Source organism: Kitasatospora sp. NPDC017646 (assembly GCF_044329365.1).
Taxonomy (GTDB): Bacteria; Actinomycetota; Actinomycetes; order Streptomycetales; family Streptomycetaceae; genus Kitasatospora.
On the sequence record NZ_JBIRJC010000004.1, the window covers coordinates 8,455 to 25,369 of the forward strand.

The window sequence follows — 16,915 nt, forward strand, 5'->3', positions numbered from 1 at the left end:
GGCGGGGGGCGGGCCGGGTGTGGCGGGGGGTGGCGGGGCTTGGCGCGCTGCCCGCCCCGGGGGGCCCGCCGGGGGGGGGCCGGGGGGGGCCCACCCCCGGGGGGGGGGGCCCCCCCCGGGGGGGGCCCACGGCCGTCAGTTGGTGTCCCAGGCCGTCGCGGTTGCGGACCGTGGCCAGTACCGAGGCCGCGAAGAAGGCGACGGCCACCAGGAGGACGATGCCCCGGGTGAGGCGGGTCATCGGGTCCGGCCGGAGGGTGTTCACCGCAGCGGGCGGCCGATGGTGCCCTCAAGGGTGTTGAGCAGGCCGGCCAGGGCCTCGGCGAGGCGGTCCTGTTCGTCGGGGGTGAGACCGGAGAGCAGGGCGCGGTCGTAGGCGACGAGTTCCGGGATCAGACCGTCGACCAGCTCCCGCCCGGCGTCGGTGAGCGAGAGGTGGGCGACCCGGCGGTCGCGGTCGTCGGTGCGGCGGCTGACCAGCCCGCGTTCCTCCAGCAGCCGCAGGCGCTTGGTCACGGCGGCGCCGGAGGCGAAGCTCTCGCGGGCCAGCTGGGTGGGCGTCAGCTCGACGTCGACCCGGCGCAGGGCGCCGAGGATGTCGAACTCGGCGCGGGTGAGGCCGGCCCGGGTGAGCGGGTCGGGCGTCTGCTGGAGCAGCGCGGCGCAGCGGTTGATCCGGCCGAGGACGGCGATCGGGCCGGTGTCCAGGCCCGGATAGGCGCGCTCCCACTGGCGCAGCACACCTGCGACGACGTCCTCCACGTGCGCTGCTCCCGTTCTGCGACCGACCGTCCGTCGATCCTAGGGCGTGGCGGCGCGCGCTCCGGCTCCGCGCCGCTCCAGCAGGGCTGCCAGCAGGTGGTGGGCGTGCTGCTCGGTGTCGGCGGTGCGCCGGTGGGGGAGGGCGGGGCGGCGCCACTCGCCGGTGGCGGCGTCGGCGGCCTCGCGCAGCTCCAGCAGGGCGGCGGCCAGTCCGCTGCGGGCGGCCGCGGCCGCGGCCTCGGAACCGACGGCCGCGACGGCGGCCCGGGCCTCCCGGGTGGCGGTCTCGGCCCCGGCCAGGGCCCGGGACAGCCGGGTGGCGGTGCGGCGGTTGGTGACCAGCAGGCAGGCGGCGAGGCCGGTGAGCGCGCCCACGCAGGTGTCCAGCCAGCGGTCGGCGACCAGGGTCCGGGCGGGCTGGAGGCCCGCGAACTCGGTCATCAGCAGGGCCATCGGGGTGACGAAGGCCGTGGCCAGCCAGTAGCTGCGGGCGATCGTCGCCTCCGCACCGAACTGGCACAGCAGCCCCAGCCCGATCGGCGCCACCGGCCCGGAGTGGGCGAGGGGCAGCGCGGCGGTGAACACCACCAGGCCGATCAGGTTGCCCAGCACCCGTTGCAGCGCGCGCTGCCAGGAGAGCGTGCTGTTGGCCTGGAACACCGCGGCCGCGGTGACCACCGCCCAGTACGGCCGGCCGACGCCGAACGCCAGCGAGAGCCACCCGGCGGCGGCGCAGCCGACGGCGACCCGCAGGGCGATCGGCAGCAGCGCCGAACCGGGCCCCACGGCCCGGCCCAGTGCCTGACGCGGTGACGGGCGGGGGCCGGGGCGGTGGGCGCGCAGTTCGGCGGCCTCCGCCCCGGTGAGGTCGGGCAGCGGCAGCGGGCGGCCCCGGCGCAGGTCGCGGGCCCAGGCCGCGTACCGCTCGGCGGCAGCGCCGGCAGTGTCCGGCTCGGCGGCGGCGTCGGAAGGGGCCGCCCCAGCGGACGTGGCCAGAGCCGACTCCGCGTGGACGAGCAGCCGCTCGGGCGCGTCACCGAGGGCGCGCCACCGGGCCGGGGAGGAGAGGGCAAGGCTCTGCCGGGCCGCGTCGACCGCGCCGACCAGGGCGGTCCGGGTGGCCGCGTCCGGGGTGCCGGGCGCGGTGCGGGCCAGCCGGGCGGCGGCCTCCAGCGCCCGTGCGGTGGCGATCCGCTCGGGCCCGTACGGGCGCAGCAGCGCCGGGGCCATGCAGACCAGCCAGGCCAGTGCGGCTCCGAGTGCGGTGAGCGCCAGGTGCGGCGGGAGGTCGGCGGGGCGCTGCGGCACGAAGGCGCAGCTGGCGGTGGTGAAGGTGATGATCAGGCTGCCGGGCGGACCGATCCGGGCGGCGTCGCAGCACAGTCTGTGCAGCGCGGCGAGCCCGGCCGCCACCGCTACCAGCACCACGGCGTCGCGGGTCAGCGCGGCGGCGGTGAGGGCGGCGGCGGTGCTGAGCACGGTGCCGAGCAGTACGCCGACCAGGGTCCGGGCCCGGGTGCGGTAGGGCAGGCCGTGGCCGTACAGCGCGCCGAGGCCGCCGGCCGAGGTGTAGAGCGCGAGGTCGAGTCGGCCGAGGGCGAGCAGGGTGAGGTTGAGGGTGCCGAGGGTCACCACGGCGCTGAGCGCGGGCTTGTGCCAGATGTCCCCGGGCGGGCCGACCCGGAGTGCCTGTCGGAACTGGGCGGTTGTGACCATGCAAAGAGATTAGCAGGTAATTTACCCGCGAAACATTTCGGGGTCCCCGCGTCGCGGTCATGAGGTCACGAGGTTTCGCGAAGGGAATCCTCCGCCGGAGCGATGAGTTCTGCGGCGAGCCCCGGTCTACCCCTGCGACCGACTCGTACGACCGAAGGAAGACCCCCATGGCCTCCGTGATCTCCGCCGACGGCACCACCATCGCCTGCACCGTCACCGGCTCCGGCCCGGCCGTCATGCTGGTCGACGGGGCGATCGGCCACCGCGCCTTCGACCCGGGCGTCGCGGTCGCCGAGCAGCTCTCGGCCCACCACACCGTGTGGGCCTACGACCGGCGCGGCCGCGGCGCCAGCGGGGACACCGCGCCGTTCGCCGTGGAGCGCGAGATCGAGGACCTGGCCGCCGTCGTCGCGGCGGCCGGCGGCTCGGCCGCCGTCTTCGCCATCTCCTCGGGCGCCGCGCTCGCGCTGCGGGCCGCCGCCACGGGCGTCGGCATGAGCCGACTCGCCGTCTACGAGCCGCCGTTCAGCACCGCGCAGGGACAGGCCGAGCGCTTCGTCGGGTACGTCACCGAGCTGGAGGCCGCGCTCGCCGAGGGGCGGCGCGGGGATGCCGTCGCGGCCTTCATGACCTTCGTGGGGATGCCCGGGGAGATGGTGGACGGGATGCGCTCCGCCCCGGTGTGGCCGGTGCTCGAGGCGGTCGCGCCGACCCTGGCGTACGACGCGGCGGCGCTGGGCGCGCGGACCGGGGCGCCCGTGCCCGTCGAGCTGCTGGCCACCATCGCGGTGCCCACCCTGGTCCTGGACGGCGGTGCAAGCCCGGAGCTGCTGCGGGCCCCCGCCCGCGCGGTGGCCGGGGCCGTACCGGGCGCCGAGTACCGGACGCTGGCCGACCAGACCCACGAGGTGGCGGCCGAAGCCCTGGTGCCGGAGCTGCTGGAGTTCTACGCCTGAGCGCCCGAGCCACGACCGAATCCCCGTCCGCCTCCGCGTCCTAGTCTTCCGACGGACCGACTTCGAGGAAAGAGGAAGCATGGACGGGGACTTCAAGGACTTCGCGGACATTCCCACCACCACCCTGGCCGACGTCCTGGGCCGCGCCCAGGTCATGGACACCGGCCTGCGCCCGCTCTGGGCGGGCATGCCCCGGGTGGCCGGACCGGCCTTCACCGTGCAGTGCCCGCCCGGCGACAACCTGATGCTGCACGCGGCGATCTACCGGGCCGAGCCCGGCTCCGTGATCGTGGTGGAGTCCGGCGACCTGGACCACGCGCTGGCCGGCGGCAACGTCTGCGCGGTGGCGCAGCGCCGGGGCGTCGCCGCGTTCGTGGCCGACGGCCTGATCCGGGACCTCGGCGAGGTACGGGAGCTGGGCTTCCCGGTGGTCGCCAGGGGCGTCATCCCGATCCCCGGGGCGAAGGAGCGGCTGGGCACCCACGGCGGCCCGGTGCGCTGCGGCGGCGTGCTGGTGGCGCCCGGCGACATCGTGGTGGCCGACGAGGAGGGCGTCGTGGTGGTGCCCGCCGCCGAACGGGCGAGGGCCCTGGAGGCGGCCCGGGCGAAGCTGGCCAAGGAGGCCGCCGAGACCCTGGACGACTGGGAGACCGCCCATCACGCCCGGATCGAGCAGAGCCTCGCCGAGCTGGGCTTCACCGGCTGACGCCTCCGGGAGCCGTGACCACGGCCCGCCGGTACCGCGCGTCGGTACGGTCCGTCAGCACAGCGGGCCAGTACCGCGCGTCAGTAAAGCCCGTCAGTAGAGCCCCTCGGCACAGTCCGTCAGAACGGCGCGACATTACGCCCGCCGACGGAGCCGTCAGTACAGCCCGTTCAGTTCCCCGAAGCCGAGCGCCCCGTCGAGCTCCGTCAGCGTTCCGGCGCCGAGCAGTTCGACGGCGGCCCGGTGGGCCGTGGTGTACGCGGCCTGGGCGAGGCCGGTGCCGACGCTGATCCGCCGCACCCCCGTGGCGGCGAGTTCGGCGACGCCCGGGCCGCCCGCCCCGGCCATCGCGTTCACCGGCAGCGGGGAGCGCCGGCACAGCTCGGTGAGGGCGTCGAGGTCCAGCAGCCCGGGGACGAACAGGCCGTCGGCGCCCGCTTCGGCGTAGGCCTCGGCCCGGAGCAGCACGTCGTCGAGCCCGCCCAGGCCGAACAGGAACACGTCGGTCCGGGCGTTGACCAGCAGCTCGGGCAGTCCGGCCGCCGCTGCCGCGCTACGGGCGGCGCGCAGCCGCTCGGCCTGTTCGGCCACCGGGAACAGCGGCCCGCCGACGGCCGTCGAGTCCTCCAGGTTGACCCCGGCCGCGCCGACACCGACCAGTTCGGTGACGGTCGCGGCCACATCGGCGGGCAGCGGCCCGTACCCGCCCTCGGCGTCGACGGTGACCGGCAGGTCCACCGCGGCGACGACCCGGCGGGCCGCTTCGACCGCCGCCGCCCGGTCCATCCGCTGGCCGTCGCCGTGGCCCAGCGACCAGGAGACGCCGCCGCTGGTGGTGGCGATCGCCCGGGCGCCGGCCGAGGCGATCACCGCGGCGCTGCCCGCGTCCCAGGCGTTGGGCAGGACGAGCAGGCCCTCCGCGACGAGCTCGCGCAGCCGCAGCGCCCGCTCGCGGGTCTCGGAGGTGGTGGACATATCGGGTCACCGGCTTTCGTGCGGATCGGTGGGGACGCGGTCATCCTGCGCCCCGGCCCGAGCCCGCCACCAGTGATTAAGCTGGGGCCGAATCTTCCGAAGGGGGCCTGCAGATGCGGACGGAACTCCACTTCTCCGCACAGGACTTGGCACTGACCCGGTTCGCCGTCAGTCCGATGCAGGAGGTGGTGACCAGCCTGCGCGCACTGGCCCACTCCCCCGCCCCGGCGCTGCACCGCCGCTGGGCCGGGCAGGTGCGCGCCCGGCTGGCCGCCGCCGGGCTGGACCGGGGCCGACTGGCCGCGATGGTCCCGCCCGACGGCCACCTGCCCGACTTCCTCAACCCCGCCCCGGCGGGTTGCTCGACCACGCTCGCCGAGGAGCTGGGCGCGATCGCCGCGACCGGCGCCGAGCAGGTCCGGGCCGACCTCGACGTCCTGGCCGCCGAGGCGGGCGGACGGCTGCCGGCCGCACTGGTGCCGCTGCACCGCGACCCGGCCGGCCAGCTGCCCCGGCTGGCCGCCGAGATCGAGGCGTACTGGGAGCTGGCGCTCGCCCCGTACTGGGCGCGGATCCGGGCACTGCTGGCGGCGGACGTCTTCCACCGCTCCCGGCAGGCCGCCGAGCACGGCACCGCGCGGATGCTGGACGACCTGCACGGGACGGTCCGCTGGGACAGCACCGCGCTGCTCCTGGAGCAGCGGCACTGCGCCGTCACCCGGCTGACCGCCGGGGCCGGGCTGCTGCTCGTGCCCTCGGCCTTCGCGTGGCCGCGGGTGCTCACCAGGGTGCTGCCGCCGGACCCGCCGCAGCTGGTCTACCCGGCGCGCGGCACGGCCGCTCTGTGGGAGGAGCGGACCGGCTCGGCGGCGCGGACCGACGCGCTGGCCGCCGTCCTCGGCCGGTCCCGGACCCGGTTGCTGGCGGAACTGGACTCCCCGGCCTCGACCACCGAGCTGGCCCGCCGAACCGGACTGTCCCCGGCCGCCGTCTCCCAGCACCTCACCGCCCTGCGCGCGGCGGGCCTGACCAGCGCCCACCGGGCCGGACACGCCGTGCTCTCCGCCCGTACCGCGGTGGGCGATTCCCTGTTCGATCCCGACGGACAAGCGTTCGACCGATCGGCACCCGTCGGACGTCCCGACCCGTGACCCGCCGGTACGAATGGCCCCGCACCGCACCCCCGGACACACCCCCTCCTCATATGATCGGAGCGACATGCGCCATGCTTGGTGATGCAGAACACTGAACGGAACTTGCGCCGGACGGCCCACCCGCCGGACGGCCGAGAAGGAGGAAGCACGTGGACGACGTTCTGCGGCGCGCCGCACTCTTCGCGGCACTCGACGACGAACAGGCCGGCGAGCTGCGCGCTTCCATGACCGAGGTCACCCTCGCCCGTGGTGAGTCACTGTTCCACGAGGGCGACCCGGGCGACCGGCTGTACGTCGTCGCCGAGGGCAAGGTGAAGCTGCACCGCGCCTCGCCGGACGGCCGCGAGAACATGCTGGCCGTGCTCGGCCCCAGCGAGATGATCGGCGAGCTGTCGCTGTTCGACCCGGGCCCGCGCACCGCCACCGCCAGCGCGCTGACCGAGGTCAAGCTGCTCGGCCTCGGCCACGGCGACCTCCAGCCCTGGCTGCACGCCCGCCCCGAGGTCTCCATCGCGCTGCTGCGGGCCATCGCCCGCCGACTGCGCCGGACCAACGACGTGATGTCCGACCTGGTCTTCTCCGACGTGCCCGGCCGCGTCGCCAAGGCCCTGCTGGACCTCTCCCGCCGCTTCGGCGTGCAGTCCGAGGAGGGCATCCACGTCGCCCACGACCTCACCCAGGAGGAACTGGCCCAGCTGGTCGGCGCCTCCCGCGAGACGGTCAACAAGGCGCTCGCCGACTTCGCCGGCCGCGGCTGGCTGAAGCTGGAGGCGCGCGCGGTGGTCCTGCTGGACGTCGAGCGGCTGTCCCGCCGCTCGCGCTGACGTTCCGAGCACCGCGGAGGGCCCGTCCGGCAGCGGACGGGCTCTCCGGCGTTCCCGGGCCCGGCCCGGCCCGGGTCCGGGGTCAGTCCCGGTCCGGGATCAGTCCGTGCTCCTCCAGGTACTCCAGCTGGGCGCGCACCGACAGCTCGGCGGCCGGCCAGAGCGCCCGGTCCACGTCGGCGTAGACCCGGGCGACCACGTCGGCGGCCGTCCGGCAGCCCGCCTCGACGGCGGTCTCCACCTGGGCGAGCCGGGTGGCCCGGTGCGCCAGGTAGTAGTCGACGGCGCCGAGCGCGTCCGCGAGCACCGGCCCGTGGCCGGGCAGCACGGTCCGGACGCCGTGCTCGGAGGCCATGGTGTGCAGGTGGCGCAGCGAGTCCAGGTAGTCCCCGAGCCGGCCGTCCGGGTGCGCGACCATCGTGGTGCCGCGGCCGAGGACGGTGTCCCCGGTGAGGACCGCGCCGTCGTCCGGCAGGTGGAAGGTCAGCGAGTCCGAGGTGTGGCCAGGGGTGGCGACCACCCGCAGGTCGAGGCCGCCGACGTTCAGCCGCTGCCCGCCGACCAGTCCCTCGGAGCCCAGCCGGTGCGCGGGGTCCAGCGCCCGCACCTCGGTGCCGGTCAGCTCGGCGAAACGCGCCGCGCCCTCGGAGTGGTCGGCGTGGCCGTGGGTCAGCAGGGTGAGCGCGATCCGCTTGCCGCGCTCCTCGGCGAGGTCGAGCACCCGGCGCAGGTGGCCCTCGTGCAGCGGGCCGGGGTCGATCACCACCGCGAGGTCCGAGCCGGGCTCGGAGAGCAGCCAGGTGTTGGTGCCGTCCAGCGTCATCGGCGACGGGTTCGGCGCCAGTACGCACAGTGCCCGGGAGGTGGCCTCGCCGCCGACCACGGCGGCGGGGTCACCGGGCAGGAGTCCGCTCATGCGCCCGCCTCGCTACGCTCGGTGGGCGCTTCGCGCAACGCGCCCCCCTCGATGATTCGCTCGCTCCGCCCGCTCATACGCCCGCCCCGCTACGCTCGGTGGGCGCTTCGCGCAACGCGCCCCCCTCGATGATTCGCTCGCTCCGCCCGCTCACCGGCCGCCCTCGCCGTCGCGGTGCAGGGCCCGCAGCGGCAGGACCCGGACGAGTGCGCGCTGGGCGACCTCGACGAACGGGACCTGGCTGTCGCAGGCCGCGGAACGGGGGTTCAGTCGGCGGGCGGGCAGCTCGGGCGCCGTCCGGCGAGCCACGTCGTTGTGGTTCATCGGTCGTCGGTCCTTTCTGGTCGTCTGATCGGCATCTTTTCAGCGGTGGTCAGGAAGTTACGGGCCCGGTGTACGTGGCTCAGGTGCCGCCGGGTCAGGAGCCCTCCGGGAACTCTCCGTCGATGGTCAGTTCGTCGTACCCGGGCCAGCGGACCGTCATCCGGTCGCCGCGCACCTCCGCCCGGCCCAGCACCGGCTCCAGCGTCCGCCCGGCGGCCGCGGCCAGCGCCTCGGCGGCGGTCCGGACCGGCGACAGCTCGCGCAGCACCGTCACGGTCGGCGGCAGCATGCCGAACCGGCCCTCGTGGTAGCCCCGGACCGCCTCGGCCGGCGTCAGCCAGGCGACCCGGTCGGCCTCGCCGACCTCCAGCGCCGCGCGCTGACCGGCCGGCAGGGCGGCGACGAAGAACCAGGTGTCGTAGCGCCGCTCCTCGAACTCCGGGGTGATCCAGCGGGCCCAGCCGCCCAGCAGGTCACTGCGCAGCACCAGGCCGTGGTCCCGCAGGAACTCGGCGAGGGACAGCTCGTGCGCCTCCAGCGCGGCCCGTTCCGCGGACCAGTCGCGCGGCTCGGCCACGCTCCCCGCGTCCGGGCCGGCCAGCAGCACGCCGGCCTCCTCGAAGGTCTCGCGCACGGCCGCGCACACCACCGCCCGCGCCGTCCGGGCGTCCACCCCGAGGCGGCGCGCCCACTCCTCGGGCGACGGCCCGGCCCAGCCCGGCTCGACCTCGGCGTCACGCGGGTCCACCCCGCCGCCCGGGTAGGCGTACATCCCGGCCGCGAAGGCCATCGAGGTGCGACGGCGCAGCAGATAGGCCTCCGGCCCGTCGGCGCAGTCGCGCAGCAGCACGACCGTCGCGGCGGGCCTGGGCGCCGCGGGGGTGAGCAGGCCGGAGTCGACCGCCCGGATCCGGGCGGGCCAGCCGGGCGGCATCGGGAGCGTCGTTGCTCGATGGTCCATGCCCGGATGCTAAGCGCACGGAGGTGGGGTTGGACAGGCCCAACCCCGCCTCCGCGATCACATTCAGGCGCTCTTGACGCGCACCTGGATCTCGACCTCGACCGGGGCGTCCAGCGGCAGCACCGCGACGCCGACCGCGCTGCGGGCGTGCACACCGGCCTGGCCCAGCACCTGGCCGAGCAGCTCGCTGGCACCGTTGATCACGGCCGGCTGGCCGGTGAAGTCGGGGGCCGAGGCGACGAAGCCGACGACCTTCACGACCCGCTCGATCCGGTCCAGGTCGCCGATCACGGACTTCACGGCGGCCAGGGCGTTCAGCGCGCAGGTCTGCGCCAGCTCCTTGGCCTCCTCCTGGGACACCTCGGCGCCGACCTTGCCGGTGCTCGGCAGCTTGCCGCCGACGACCGGCAGCTGGCCGGAGGTGAACACGAACTCACCGGACTGCACGGCCGGCACGTACGCGGCGACCGGGGCGGCCACCGGCGGCAGGGTCAGACCCAGCTCGGCGAGCTTCGACTCCACCTTGCTCATGCGTTCTTCTCCCGCTTGAAGTAGGCCACCAGCTGCTCCGGGTTCGGGCCCGGCACGACCTGGACGAGCTCCCAGCCGTCCTCGCCGAAGTTGTCCAGGATCTGCTTGGTGGCGTGCACGAGCAGGGGCGCCGTCATGTATTCCCACTTGGTCATGGCCAGACTCTAGACGAGCCGTCCCGGCGATCGCCGCCGCCCGCCGACCGGCGTGTGAGGTGAGGCACAAAGGGGGCATGATTCAGTCCTCGTACCCCGGGTGCTCCGGGCATCGGGAGCGCTCCCTGGTTACCCTCGCGAGAGGGCACCCTCATGGAGGGACACCCCGCCCGCGCGCGGGCACCCCCGGCAGGGGCACCTCGCGGGAGGGGACGCCCGTAGGGACGGAGACGGACGGAGACGCAGCGTGGCACGCACCCCCGGCCAGGCGGCCCGGCGCGACCCCGACTGGGAAGGCGTCCGGCTTCACGTGGTCAGCGGCAAGGGCGGCACCGGGAAGACCACGCTGGCCGCCGCGCTGGCCCTGGCCCTGGCCGCCGACGGCGGACGGGTGCTGCTGATCGAGGTCGAGGGGCGGCAGGGCATCGCCGAGCTGTTCGGGATCGCCGCACTGCCGTACGAGGAGCGCCGGATCGCCTCGGTCTCCCGCGCCCAGCTGGGGCTGCCGGCCGGGGAGGCGCCCGCCGGCGAGGTTCTCGCGCTGGCGATCGACCCCGAGCAGGCGCTGCTCGAGTACCTGGAGATGTTCTACAAGCTCGGCCGGGCCGGCAAGGCGCTGCAGAAGGTCGGCTTCGTCGACTTCGCCACCACCATCGCCCCCGGCGTGCGGGACGTGCTGCTCACGGGCAAGGCCTGCGAGGCGACCCGCCGCAAGGGCCCGGACGGGCGGCGCCGGTACGACGCGGTGGTGATGGACGCCCCGCCGACCGGGCGGATCACCCGGTTCCTCAACGTCAACTCCGAGGTCGCCGGGCTGGCCCGGATCGGCCCGATACACACCCAGGCGCAGGCAGTGATGCGGGTGCTGAGGTCGCCGGAGACCGCCGTGCACCTGGTCACCCTGCTGGAGGAGATGCCGGTGCAGGAGACGGTCGACGGCATCACGGAGCTGCGTGACGCGAAGCTCCCGGTGGGCGGGGTGATGGTCAACATGGTCCGGCCGCCGGTACTGGACGCGGCGGCGGTCGCCGCGGTGGACGGGGACCACCGCGAGGAGGTGGCGCTGGCCCTCGGCGAGGCCGGGCTGGGGGGCCGCTCCCGCAGGGCGGAGACGGTCCGGGCGGCGGTGGAGCCGCTGCTCGACCCGCTACTGGAGCAGGCCAGGGAGCACGCCGAGCGGGTCGAGCTGGAGCGCGAGCAGCGCGCCGACCTGCAGCAGCTGCGGCTCCCGACGTACGAACTTCCGCTGCTGGGCGAGGGCCTGGACCTCGGCGGGCTGTACCGGCTGGCGGGCGAACTGAAGCGGCAGGGGGCGGCGTGACTCCGGCGAACAACGGCATGGCGTCGACCGGAAGCCGGCTCGCGGTGGACGGGCTGATCGACGACCCGAAGACCAGGATCATCGTCTGCTGCGGCTCCGGCGGCGTCGGCAAGACCACCACCGCCGCGGCGATCGGCCTGCGGGCCGCCGAGCGCGGCCGCAAGGTCGTGGTGCTGACCATCGACCCGGCCCGGCGGCTGGCCCAGTCGATGGGCCTGACCGAGCTGGACAACACCCCCCGGGTGGTCAAGGGCGTCACCGGCGACGGGGAACTCCAGGCCATGATGCTCGACATGAAGCGGACCTTCGACGAGGTCGTGCTGGCCCACGCCGAGCCCGAACGGGCCAGGGCGATCATGGAGAACCCGTTCTACCAGTCCCTGTCGGCCGGCTTCGCGGGCACCCAGGAGTACATGGCGATGGAGAAGCTCGGGCAGCTGCGCGCCGCCGAGGAGTGGGACCTGATCGTCGTGGACACCCCGCCGTCCCGCTCGGCGCTGGACTTCCTGGACGCGCCCAACCGGCTCGGATCCTTCCTGGACGGCCGGGTGATCCGGATCCTGACCGCGCCGGCCAAGGTCGGTGGCCGCAGCGCCATGCGGTTCCTCAACGCCGGGATGGGCCTGCTCACCGGCACCCTGGGGAAGATCTTCGGCGCCCAGCTGCTCACCGACGTGCAGACCTTCGTCAGCGCGATGGACTCGATGTTCGGCGGCTTCCGCGAACGCGCCGACCGCACCTACCAGCTGCTCAAGGCGCCGGGCACGGCGTTCCTGGTGGTGGCGGCGCCGGAGCGGGACGCGCTGCGCGAGGCGGCGTACTTCGTGGACCGGCTCGCCGCGGACCGGATGCCGCTGGCCGGGCTGGTGCTCAACCGGGTGCACGGCACGGGCGCGCCGCAGCTCACCGCGGAGCGGGCGCTGGCGGCCGCCGAGGCGCTGGAGGAGAACGGCTCGGAGCACTCCGCGCCCGAGGCGGAGCTGCTCGCGGCCGGGCTGCTACGGCTGCACGCCGAGCGGATGCAGATCATGGGGCGCGAGCGGCGCACCCGGGACCGCTTCGTATCGGTGTACCCGGACGTGCCGATCGTGGAGGTGGCGGCGCTGCCGGGCGACGTGCACGACCTGGACGGCCTGCGGGCCATCGGGGAGCGGCTCAGCGGCGCGGCGTGAGCACCCCGGGGGGCCGGTGCGGCCGACGGAGCCGGCGCCCTGCCGTCGGGCTCAGCCGGCCTGGGCGTAGTCCGTCAGTATCACTCCGGTCGCGAGGGACTCCTCGTACTCGGTGCGGGCCGTCTCCAGCAGCCTGCGCCACGAGATGACCGTCGGGCGGCGGCGCAGCAGCGCCCGGCGCTCGCGCTCCGTCATCCCGCCCCAGACCCCGAACTCCACCCGGTTGTCCAGTGCGTCCGCGAGGCACTCCGTACGGACGGGGCAGCCGCTGCACACCGCCTTCGCCCGGTTCTGTGCCGCCCCCTGGACGAACAGTTCGTCCGGATCACTCGTGCGGCAGGCGGCCTGCGCACTCCAGTCGTCAACCCAGCCCATGCCGGCGCCGTCCTCTCCCGATGATTCGAGGCTCCCCCACGGCGGCAACGGCATACTCACCGTTGCCAGTTGAGGACGTTACGGAAGAAGGACAGCTTGCAACAGCCCCTTCGGGCTCAATCTCGAATGACCCGATCGGACTATGGGTATCGGTCATCTCACTCGTTGGAGTGATCGCAGGTCGCGGGCCTTGCCATGGCGGAAGCCCCCACTCTCGCCGCAAGTGCCGTCACGGAGCGCAACCATCTACTCGAACACGACAGGCCTCGGCCGCCTCAAAACCCGTGTGATTCCGGGTAATTCGGGCAAGTCTCTCCACTCACAAGAGTGAATGATGTTGACGCACCGAAGCTGTCGCAAGCTTGTGACAAGCCTAGGCGAACACCTGCCCCCATGTGCGGGAATCGGGGACGTAGGGTTCTCCCCATGGCACCGAAGCGCCCACCGGCATCCCAGCCCCCAGGCAACCCCGGAGCTCCGCGCCGCAAGAGCAGCGGATCACCGATGGACCACGTCGGCAACGGCGTGAAGTTCCTGGGCGTCAGCGTGCTCTCCGGAGTCCTGCTGGCAGGCCTCGCCCTGCCGGCCGTCGGCGCCATGGGGCTGACCGCCAAGGACACGGCGGAGAGCTTCCAGAACATCCCCGACGACTTCAAGACCCCGCCGCTCACCCAGGCCACCCAGATCTTCGACGCCAAGGGCGGCCTGATCGCCAAGGTCTACGAGCGCGACCGCACCGTCCTGACCGCCGACCAGATGTCGCCGTACATGCGGCACGCCCAGGTCGACATCGAGGACGCCCGGTTCTACGAGCACGGCGCCGTCGACCTCAAGGGCATCCTGCGCGCGGTCGGCAAGAACGCGGAGAGCGGCACCGCCTCCCAGGGCGCCTCCACGCTGACCCAGCAGTACGTGAAGAACGTCAACGTGGAGAAGGCCGGCGACGACCAGGCCGCCGTCCTGGAGGCCCAGCGCAAGACCCTGGGGCGCAAGATCCAGGAGCTCAAGGTCGCGATCAAGCTGGAGGAGGACCTGAGCAAGGACCAGATCCTCACCAACTACCTCAACATCACCTTCTACGGCCACCAGGCCTACGGGGTCGAGGCCGCGTCCCAGCGCTACTTCAGCAAGAGCAACAAAGACCTGACCATCGCCGAGGCAGCCACCCTCGCCGGTCTGGTCCAGAACCCGTCGCAGTACGACCCGGTGCGCTACCCCGACAACACCGTCAAGCGCCGCAACGTCGTCATCGACAAGATGCTGGAGAACAAGCACATCACCGCCGACCAGGCGAAGGAGGCAAAGGCCGCCCCGCTGGGCCTGAAGTACAAGGACCCACAGAACGGCTGCATCACCGCCCAGGCCGGCATGGGCTTCTTCTGCGACTACGTCCGCCACGTCGTCAAGCAGGACCCGGCCTTCGGCAAGTCCGCCGACGACCGCAAGAAGCTGTGGGACACCGGCGGTCTGAACATCTACACCACGCTGGACCCGGACAAGCAGGCCGCCGCCCAGAACGCCGTCACCAAGAAGGTCAACGTGACCGACCAGGTGTCGGCCGCGGCGACCATGATGGAGCCCGGCACCGGCAAGATCCTGGCCATGGCCCAGACCCGCCCGTACGGCCTGGACCCGAACAAGAACCAGACCGTCGTCAACCTCAACGTCGACGCCTCGATGGGCGGCGGCAACGGCTTCCAGACCGGCTCGACCTTCAAGCCGATCATGGCCGCGGCGGCGCTGGAAGCGGGCATGTCGAACACCCAGGCGTTCCCGTCGGAGAACAAGATCGACTACCCCCAGATGTCGACCTGCAACGGCACCTGGAAGAACACCGACAAGCCCAAGGCCACGGTCAAGAACGAGTCGGCCAGCGAGGTCGGCCCGTACGAGCTCAAGCAGGCCATGGCGCTCTCGGTCAACACCTACTTCGTCGAGATGGAGCAGCAGGTCGGCCTCTGCGCGATGAAGCAGATGGCCAACAAGCTGGGCATCACCCAGTCCGCAAAGGGCGACCCGTTCCAGGAGGTGCCCTCGATGGTCCTCGGCACCCTGGAGCTCTCCCCGCTGACCATGGCGAACGTCTACGCGACCTTCGCCGCCCGCGGCAAGTACTGCACCCCGATAGCGATCAACAAGATCACCACGGTGGACGGCAAGGAACTCAAGGTCCCGCAGTCCCAGTGCAACCAGGTCTTCTCCGAGCAGACCGCCGACTCGGTCAACACCGTCCTGCTCAACGTGACCGAGAAGGGCACCGCGGCCGCCCTCGGCCTCGACGACGGCCGCAAGATCGCCGGCAAGACCGGTACCACCGACGAGAAGAAGGCCGCCTGGTTCGACGGCTACACCCCGTCGCTGGCCACCGCGGTCTGGCTCGGCGGCCCGGCCGGCGGCGTCAAGATGAAGAACATCAACATCGGCGGCAAGCACTTCGACGAGGTGTTCGGCGCCGACGGCCCCGGTCCGATCTGGCAGATGGCGATGAACCAGGCGCTCAAGGGCACGCCGCTGGAGCCCATCCAGACCACCAACATCCCGGACCCCCAGCCGACCACGCCCCCGCCGGGCACCGCCCCGACGACCGACCCGAACGCCCAGCCGCCACAGCAGCCGGCGCAGAACCCGCCGCCGCCGGCCGCCCCGGGGAACGGCGGCCCCGGTGGGGTGATAGGAGGAGGGTTCACCCTCCCGCCGGGCATGATCGGCGGCGGCGGGAACGGGAACGGGAACGGCAAGCACGGCGGCGGCAACGGCTGACCGGCCCTCCTCCGTACGAACGGCGAAGGGGCGCCCTCCGGATCTTCCGGGGGCGCCCCTTCGGCGTGCCGTCCGCTGCGCGGGGGATGGTCCGGTCAGGCCAGCGCGGCCTTCACCGCGGCGGCCACCCGGCCGCCCTCGGCCAGGCCGTCCACCTTCGGCTTCACCAGCTTCATCACGGCGCCCATCGCCTGCGGGCCGCTCGCCCCGCTCTCGGCCACGGCGGCGGCCACGATCGCGGCCAGCTCCTCGTCCGACAGCTGCTTGGGCAGGTAGCCCGCCAGCACCTCGCCCTCGGCGCGCTCCCGCGCGGCCTGGTCCGCCCGGCCACCCTGGTCGAAGGCCTCGGCCGCCTCGCGGCGCTTCTTCGCCTCGCGGGTGATCACCTTGAGCACCTCGGCGTCGGACAGCTCGCGCTTCTCCTTGCCCGCCACCTCCTCGCTGGTGACGGCGGACAGCGTGAGCCGGATGGTGGACGAGCGCAGCTCGTCCCGGTCCTTGATGGCAGCCGTGAGGTCCTCCTGCAGCTGCGCCTTGAGCGTCGTCATGGCCACGAGTCTCCCACCTGCACCGTTCGGTCGCCTGCCATTAAGCGCCGGGCATCGTCGGTCGGGCCTGTAACTACCCTGGTTACATGACCGATCGAGACGGAGCACCGGACCCCGCGCCCGGCCTGGTCCTCACGGCTCCGGGCGACACCGCCTTCCTGTTCGACCCCGGTGCCCTCTGCCTCGAACTGCTCACCACCGGCGGCCCCGGCGACCTCTCCCGGTTCGAGGCCCTGCACCGCCCGCCCGACCTCACCGACTGGCTCCCCCGCTCCCGGCTGCGGCTGCCCCCCGGATCCGTCCGGATCACCGCCGAGCAGCTCACCGACGCCCGCACCCTGCGTGACGCCCTCTGGCGGCTCGCCGCGGCCCGCGCCCACGGCACCACCGGCACCGCCGCGGACCACGCCGCCCTCAACCGGGCCGCCGTCCACCCGCCCCTCGTCCCGCAGATCGCCCCCGACGGCACCGCGGCCGCCCCGCTGCCCGCCGACGGGGCGCAGCTGGTCTCCACCCTCGCCCGGGACGCCATCGCCCTGCTCACCGGCCCGTACGCGGACCGGATCCGGGAGTGCGGGGCGCACGACTGCCGGCTGCTCTTCGTCGACACCTCGCGACCCGGGCGGCGGCGCTGGTGCTCGATGGAGCGGTGCGGCAACCGCAACAAGGTCCGGGCCCTGCGCGCCCGGCGCGAGTCCGAGGAGCCCGCCGCGGGGGCCGTTCCCGCAGCGACCCACCGGACGTTCACCAGCTGATCCA

Annotated in this window: 18 protein-coding genes; 8 read left to right on the forward strand and 10 right to left on the reverse strand. The window is 73.8% G+C overall.

Annotated features, from left to right (window positions below; translation table 11 throughout):
• Positions 1-261 precede the first annotated feature (261 nt).
• Entirely contained in the window at positions 262-762 is a 501-nt protein-coding gene (locus ACH4J0_RS08225; RefSeq protein ID WP_396237528.1) for a MarR family winged helix-turn-helix transcriptional regulator, read from the reverse strand.
• A 39-nt stretch (positions 763-801) separates the two neighbouring features.
• Entirely contained in the window at positions 802-2,478 is a 1,677-nt protein-coding gene (locus ACH4J0_RS08230; RefSeq protein WP_396237530.1) for an FUSC family protein, read from the reverse strand.
• A gap of 167 nt (positions 2,479-2,645) precedes the next feature.
• On the opposite strand from ACH4J0_RS08230, the gene ACH4J0_RS08235 reads away from it, so the two are divergent.
• Together ACH4J0_RS08235 and ACH4J0_RS08240 are read left to right on the forward strand one after the other, a co-directional pair.
• Positions 2,646-3,434 carry an alpha/beta fold hydrolase gene (locus ACH4J0_RS08235; protein ID WP_396237532.1) on the forward strand — a complete coding sequence of 263 codons (789 nt, stop codon included), beginning with the start codon at positions 2,646-2,648 and terminating at the stop codon, positions 3,432-3,434.
• A 79-nt stretch (positions 3,435-3,513) separates the two neighbouring features.
• Positions 3,514-4,140 (forward strand): RraA family protein, encoded by a 627-nt coding sequence (locus tag ACH4J0_RS08240; RefSeq protein WP_396237534.1) that lies wholly within the window; start codon positions 3,514-3,516, stop codon positions 4,138-4,140.
• 156 nt (positions 4,141-4,296) lie between these two features.
• Here the strand turns inward: ACH4J0_RS08240 and ACH4J0_RS08245 are convergent, their stop codons facing one another.
• The gene (locus ACH4J0_RS08245; protein ID WP_396237536.1) at positions 4,297-5,115 is read right to left on the reverse strand and encodes an isocitrate lyase/phosphoenolpyruvate mutase family protein; all 819 of its coding nucleotides are present in this window, start codon (positions 5,113-5,115) and stop codon (positions 4,297-4,299) included.
• 113 nt (positions 5,116-5,228) lie between these two features.
• Here ACH4J0_RS08245 and ACH4J0_RS08250 point away from each other — a divergent pair, with 113 nt between their 5' ends.
• A complete protein-coding gene (locus ACH4J0_RS08250; RefSeq protein ID WP_396237538.1) occupies positions 5,229-6,266 on the forward strand; it encodes a DUF5937 family protein in 1,038 nt (345 codons plus the stop codon).
• Positions 6,267-6,418: 152 nt separating this feature from the next.
• Entirely contained in the window at positions 6,419-7,093 is a 675-nt protein-coding gene (locus ACH4J0_RS08255) for a Crp/Fnr family transcriptional regulator (protein WP_030288117.1), read from the forward strand.
• Positions 7,094-7,175: 82 nt separating this feature from the next.
• On the opposite strand, the gene ACH4J0_RS08260 is transcribed toward ACH4J0_RS08255, so the two are convergent.
• The 5 genes from ACH4J0_RS08260 to ACH4J0_RS08280 form a co-directional block, all read right to left on the reverse strand.
• A complete protein-coding gene (locus ACH4J0_RS08260) occupies positions 7,176-8,009 on the reverse strand; it encodes an MBL fold metallo-hydrolase (protein WP_396237540.1) in 834 nt (277 codons plus the stop codon).
• Positions 8,010-8,159: 150 nt separating this feature from the next.
• On the reverse strand, positions 8,160-8,333 hold the full coding sequence (locus tag ACH4J0_RS08265) for a hypothetical protein (protein ID WP_396237542.1): 174 nt from the start codon (positions 8,331-8,333) through the stop codon (positions 8,160-8,162).
• A gap of 94 nt (positions 8,334-8,427) precedes the next feature.
• Positions 8,428-9,294: an NUDIX hydrolase gene (locus ACH4J0_RS08270; protein WP_396237544.1), complete on the reverse strand. Its 867-nt coding sequence runs from the start codon at positions 9,292-9,294 to the stop codon at positions 8,428-8,430.
• A 63-nt stretch (positions 9,295-9,357) separates the two neighbouring features.
• Positions 9,358-9,825 carry a RidA family protein gene (locus ACH4J0_RS08275; RefSeq protein ID WP_396237546.1) on the reverse strand — a complete coding sequence of 156 codons (468 nt, stop codon included), beginning with the start codon at positions 9,823-9,825 and terminating at the stop codon, positions 9,358-9,360.
• Entirely contained in the window at positions 9,822-9,980 is a 159-nt protein-coding gene (locus tag ACH4J0_RS08280; protein ID WP_094743074.1) for a DUF4177 domain-containing protein, read from the reverse strand. The genes ACH4J0_RS08275 and ACH4J0_RS08280 overlap by 4 nt, the downstream gene beginning before the upstream one ends.
• A 247-nt stretch (positions 9,981-10,227) precedes the next feature.
• Between ACH4J0_RS08280 and ACH4J0_RS08285 the strand changes: the two genes are divergently transcribed.
• Both ACH4J0_RS08285 and ACH4J0_RS08290 read left to right on the forward strand, forming a co-directional pair.
• A complete protein-coding gene (locus ACH4J0_RS08285) occupies positions 10,228-11,301 on the forward strand; it encodes an ArsA-related P-loop ATPase (RefSeq protein ID WP_396237548.1) in 1,074 nt (357 codons plus the stop codon).
• A gap of 17 nt (positions 11,302-11,318) precedes the next feature.
• Entirely contained in the window at positions 11,319-12,473 is a 1,155-nt protein-coding gene (locus tag ACH4J0_RS08290; RefSeq protein ID WP_396238257.1) for an ArsA family ATPase, read from the forward strand.
• A gap of 51 nt (positions 12,474-12,524) precedes the next feature.
• On the opposite strand, the gene ACH4J0_RS08295 is transcribed toward ACH4J0_RS08290, so the two are convergent.
• Positions 12,525-12,848, reverse strand: a complete 324-nt coding sequence (locus ACH4J0_RS08295) for a WhiB family transcriptional regulator (RefSeq protein ID WP_030240986.1) — start codon at positions 12,846-12,848, stop codon at positions 12,525-12,527.
• A 504-nt stretch (positions 12,849-13,352) separates the two neighbouring features.
• On the opposite strand from ACH4J0_RS08295, the gene ACH4J0_RS08300 reads away from it, so the two are divergent.
• A complete protein-coding gene (locus ACH4J0_RS08300; protein WP_396237550.1) occupies positions 13,353-15,608 on the forward strand; it encodes a transglycosylase domain-containing protein in 2,256 nt (751 codons plus the stop codon).
• A 95-nt stretch (positions 15,609-15,703) separates the two neighbouring features.
• Here the strand turns inward: ACH4J0_RS08300 and ACH4J0_RS08305 are convergent, their stop codons facing one another.
• On the reverse strand, positions 15,704-16,156 hold the full coding sequence (locus ACH4J0_RS08305) for a GatB/YqeY domain-containing protein (protein WP_396237552.1): 453 nt from the start codon (positions 16,154-16,156) through the stop codon (positions 15,704-15,706).
• Between the two features lie 86 nt (positions 16,157-16,242).
• On the opposite strand from ACH4J0_RS08305, the gene ACH4J0_RS08310 reads away from it, so the two are divergent.
• Positions 16,243-16,911, forward strand: coding sequence for a CGNR zinc finger domain-containing protein (locus ACH4J0_RS08310; protein ID WP_396237554.1), 669 nt, complete (start codon positions 16,243-16,245; stop codon positions 16,909-16,911).
• The last annotated feature ends 4 nt before the right edge of the window (positions 16,912-16,915 follow it).

Bases quoted from the DNA above. Each gene is read 5' to 3' on its own strand.
- ACH4J0_RS08230 (WP_396237530.1), bottom strand. From the start codon at position 2,478: ATGGTCACAACCGCCCAGTTCCGACAGGCACTCCGGGTCGGCCCGCCC.
- ACH4J0_RS08235 (WP_396237532.1), top strand. From the start codon at position 2,646: ATGGCCTCCGTGATCTCCGCCGACGGCACCACCATCGCCTGCACCGTC.
- ACH4J0_RS08240 (WP_396237534.1), top strand. From the start codon at position 3,514: ATGGACGGGGACTTCAAGGACTTCGCGGACATTCCCACCACCACCCTG.
- ACH4J0_RS08245 (WP_396237536.1), bottom strand. From the start codon at position 5,115: ATGTCCACCACCTCCGAGACCCGCGAGCGGGCGCTGCGGCTGCGCGAG.
- ACH4J0_RS08250 (WP_396237538.1), top strand. From the start codon at position 5,229: ATGCGGACGGAACTCCACTTCTCCGCACAGGACTTGGCACTGACCCGG.
- ACH4J0_RS08260 (WP_396237540.1), bottom strand. From the start codon at position 8,009: ATGAGCGGACTCCTGCCCGGTGACCCCGCCGCCGTGGTCGGCGGCGAG.
- ACH4J0_RS08265 (WP_396237542.1), bottom strand. From the start codon at position 8,333: ATGAACCACAACGACGTGGCTCGCCGGACGGCGCCCGAGCTGCCCGCC.
- ACH4J0_RS08270 (WP_396237544.1), bottom strand. From the start codon at position 9,294: ATGGACCATCGAGCAACGACGCTCCCGATGCCGCCCGGCTGGCCCGCC.
- ACH4J0_RS08275 (WP_396237546.1), bottom strand. From the start codon at position 9,825: ATGAGCAAGGTGGAGTCGAAGCTCGCCGAGCTGGGTCTGACCCTGCCG.
- ACH4J0_RS08280 (WP_094743074.1), bottom strand. From the start codon at position 9,980: ATGACCAAGTGGGAATACATGACGGCGCCCCTGCTCGTGCACGCCACC.
- ACH4J0_RS08290 (WP_396238257.1), top strand. From the start codon at position 11,319: ATGGCGTCGACCGGAAGCCGGCTCGCGGTGGACGGGCTGATCGACGAC.
- ACH4J0_RS08295 (WP_030240986.1), bottom strand. From the start codon at position 12,848: ATGGGCTGGGTTGACGACTGGAGTGCGCAGGCCGCCTGCCGCACGAGT.
- ACH4J0_RS08300 (WP_396237550.1), top strand. From the start codon at position 13,353: ATGGACCACGTCGGCAACGGCGTGAAGTTCCTGGGCGTCAGCGTGCTC.
- ACH4J0_RS08305 (WP_396237552.1), bottom strand. From the start codon at position 16,156: ATGACGACGCTCAAGGCGCAGCTGCAGGAGGACCTCACGGCTGCCATC.
- ACH4J0_RS08310 (WP_396237554.1), top strand. From the start codon at position 16,243: ATGACCGATCGAGACGGAGCACCGGACCCCGCGCCCGGCCTGGTCCTC.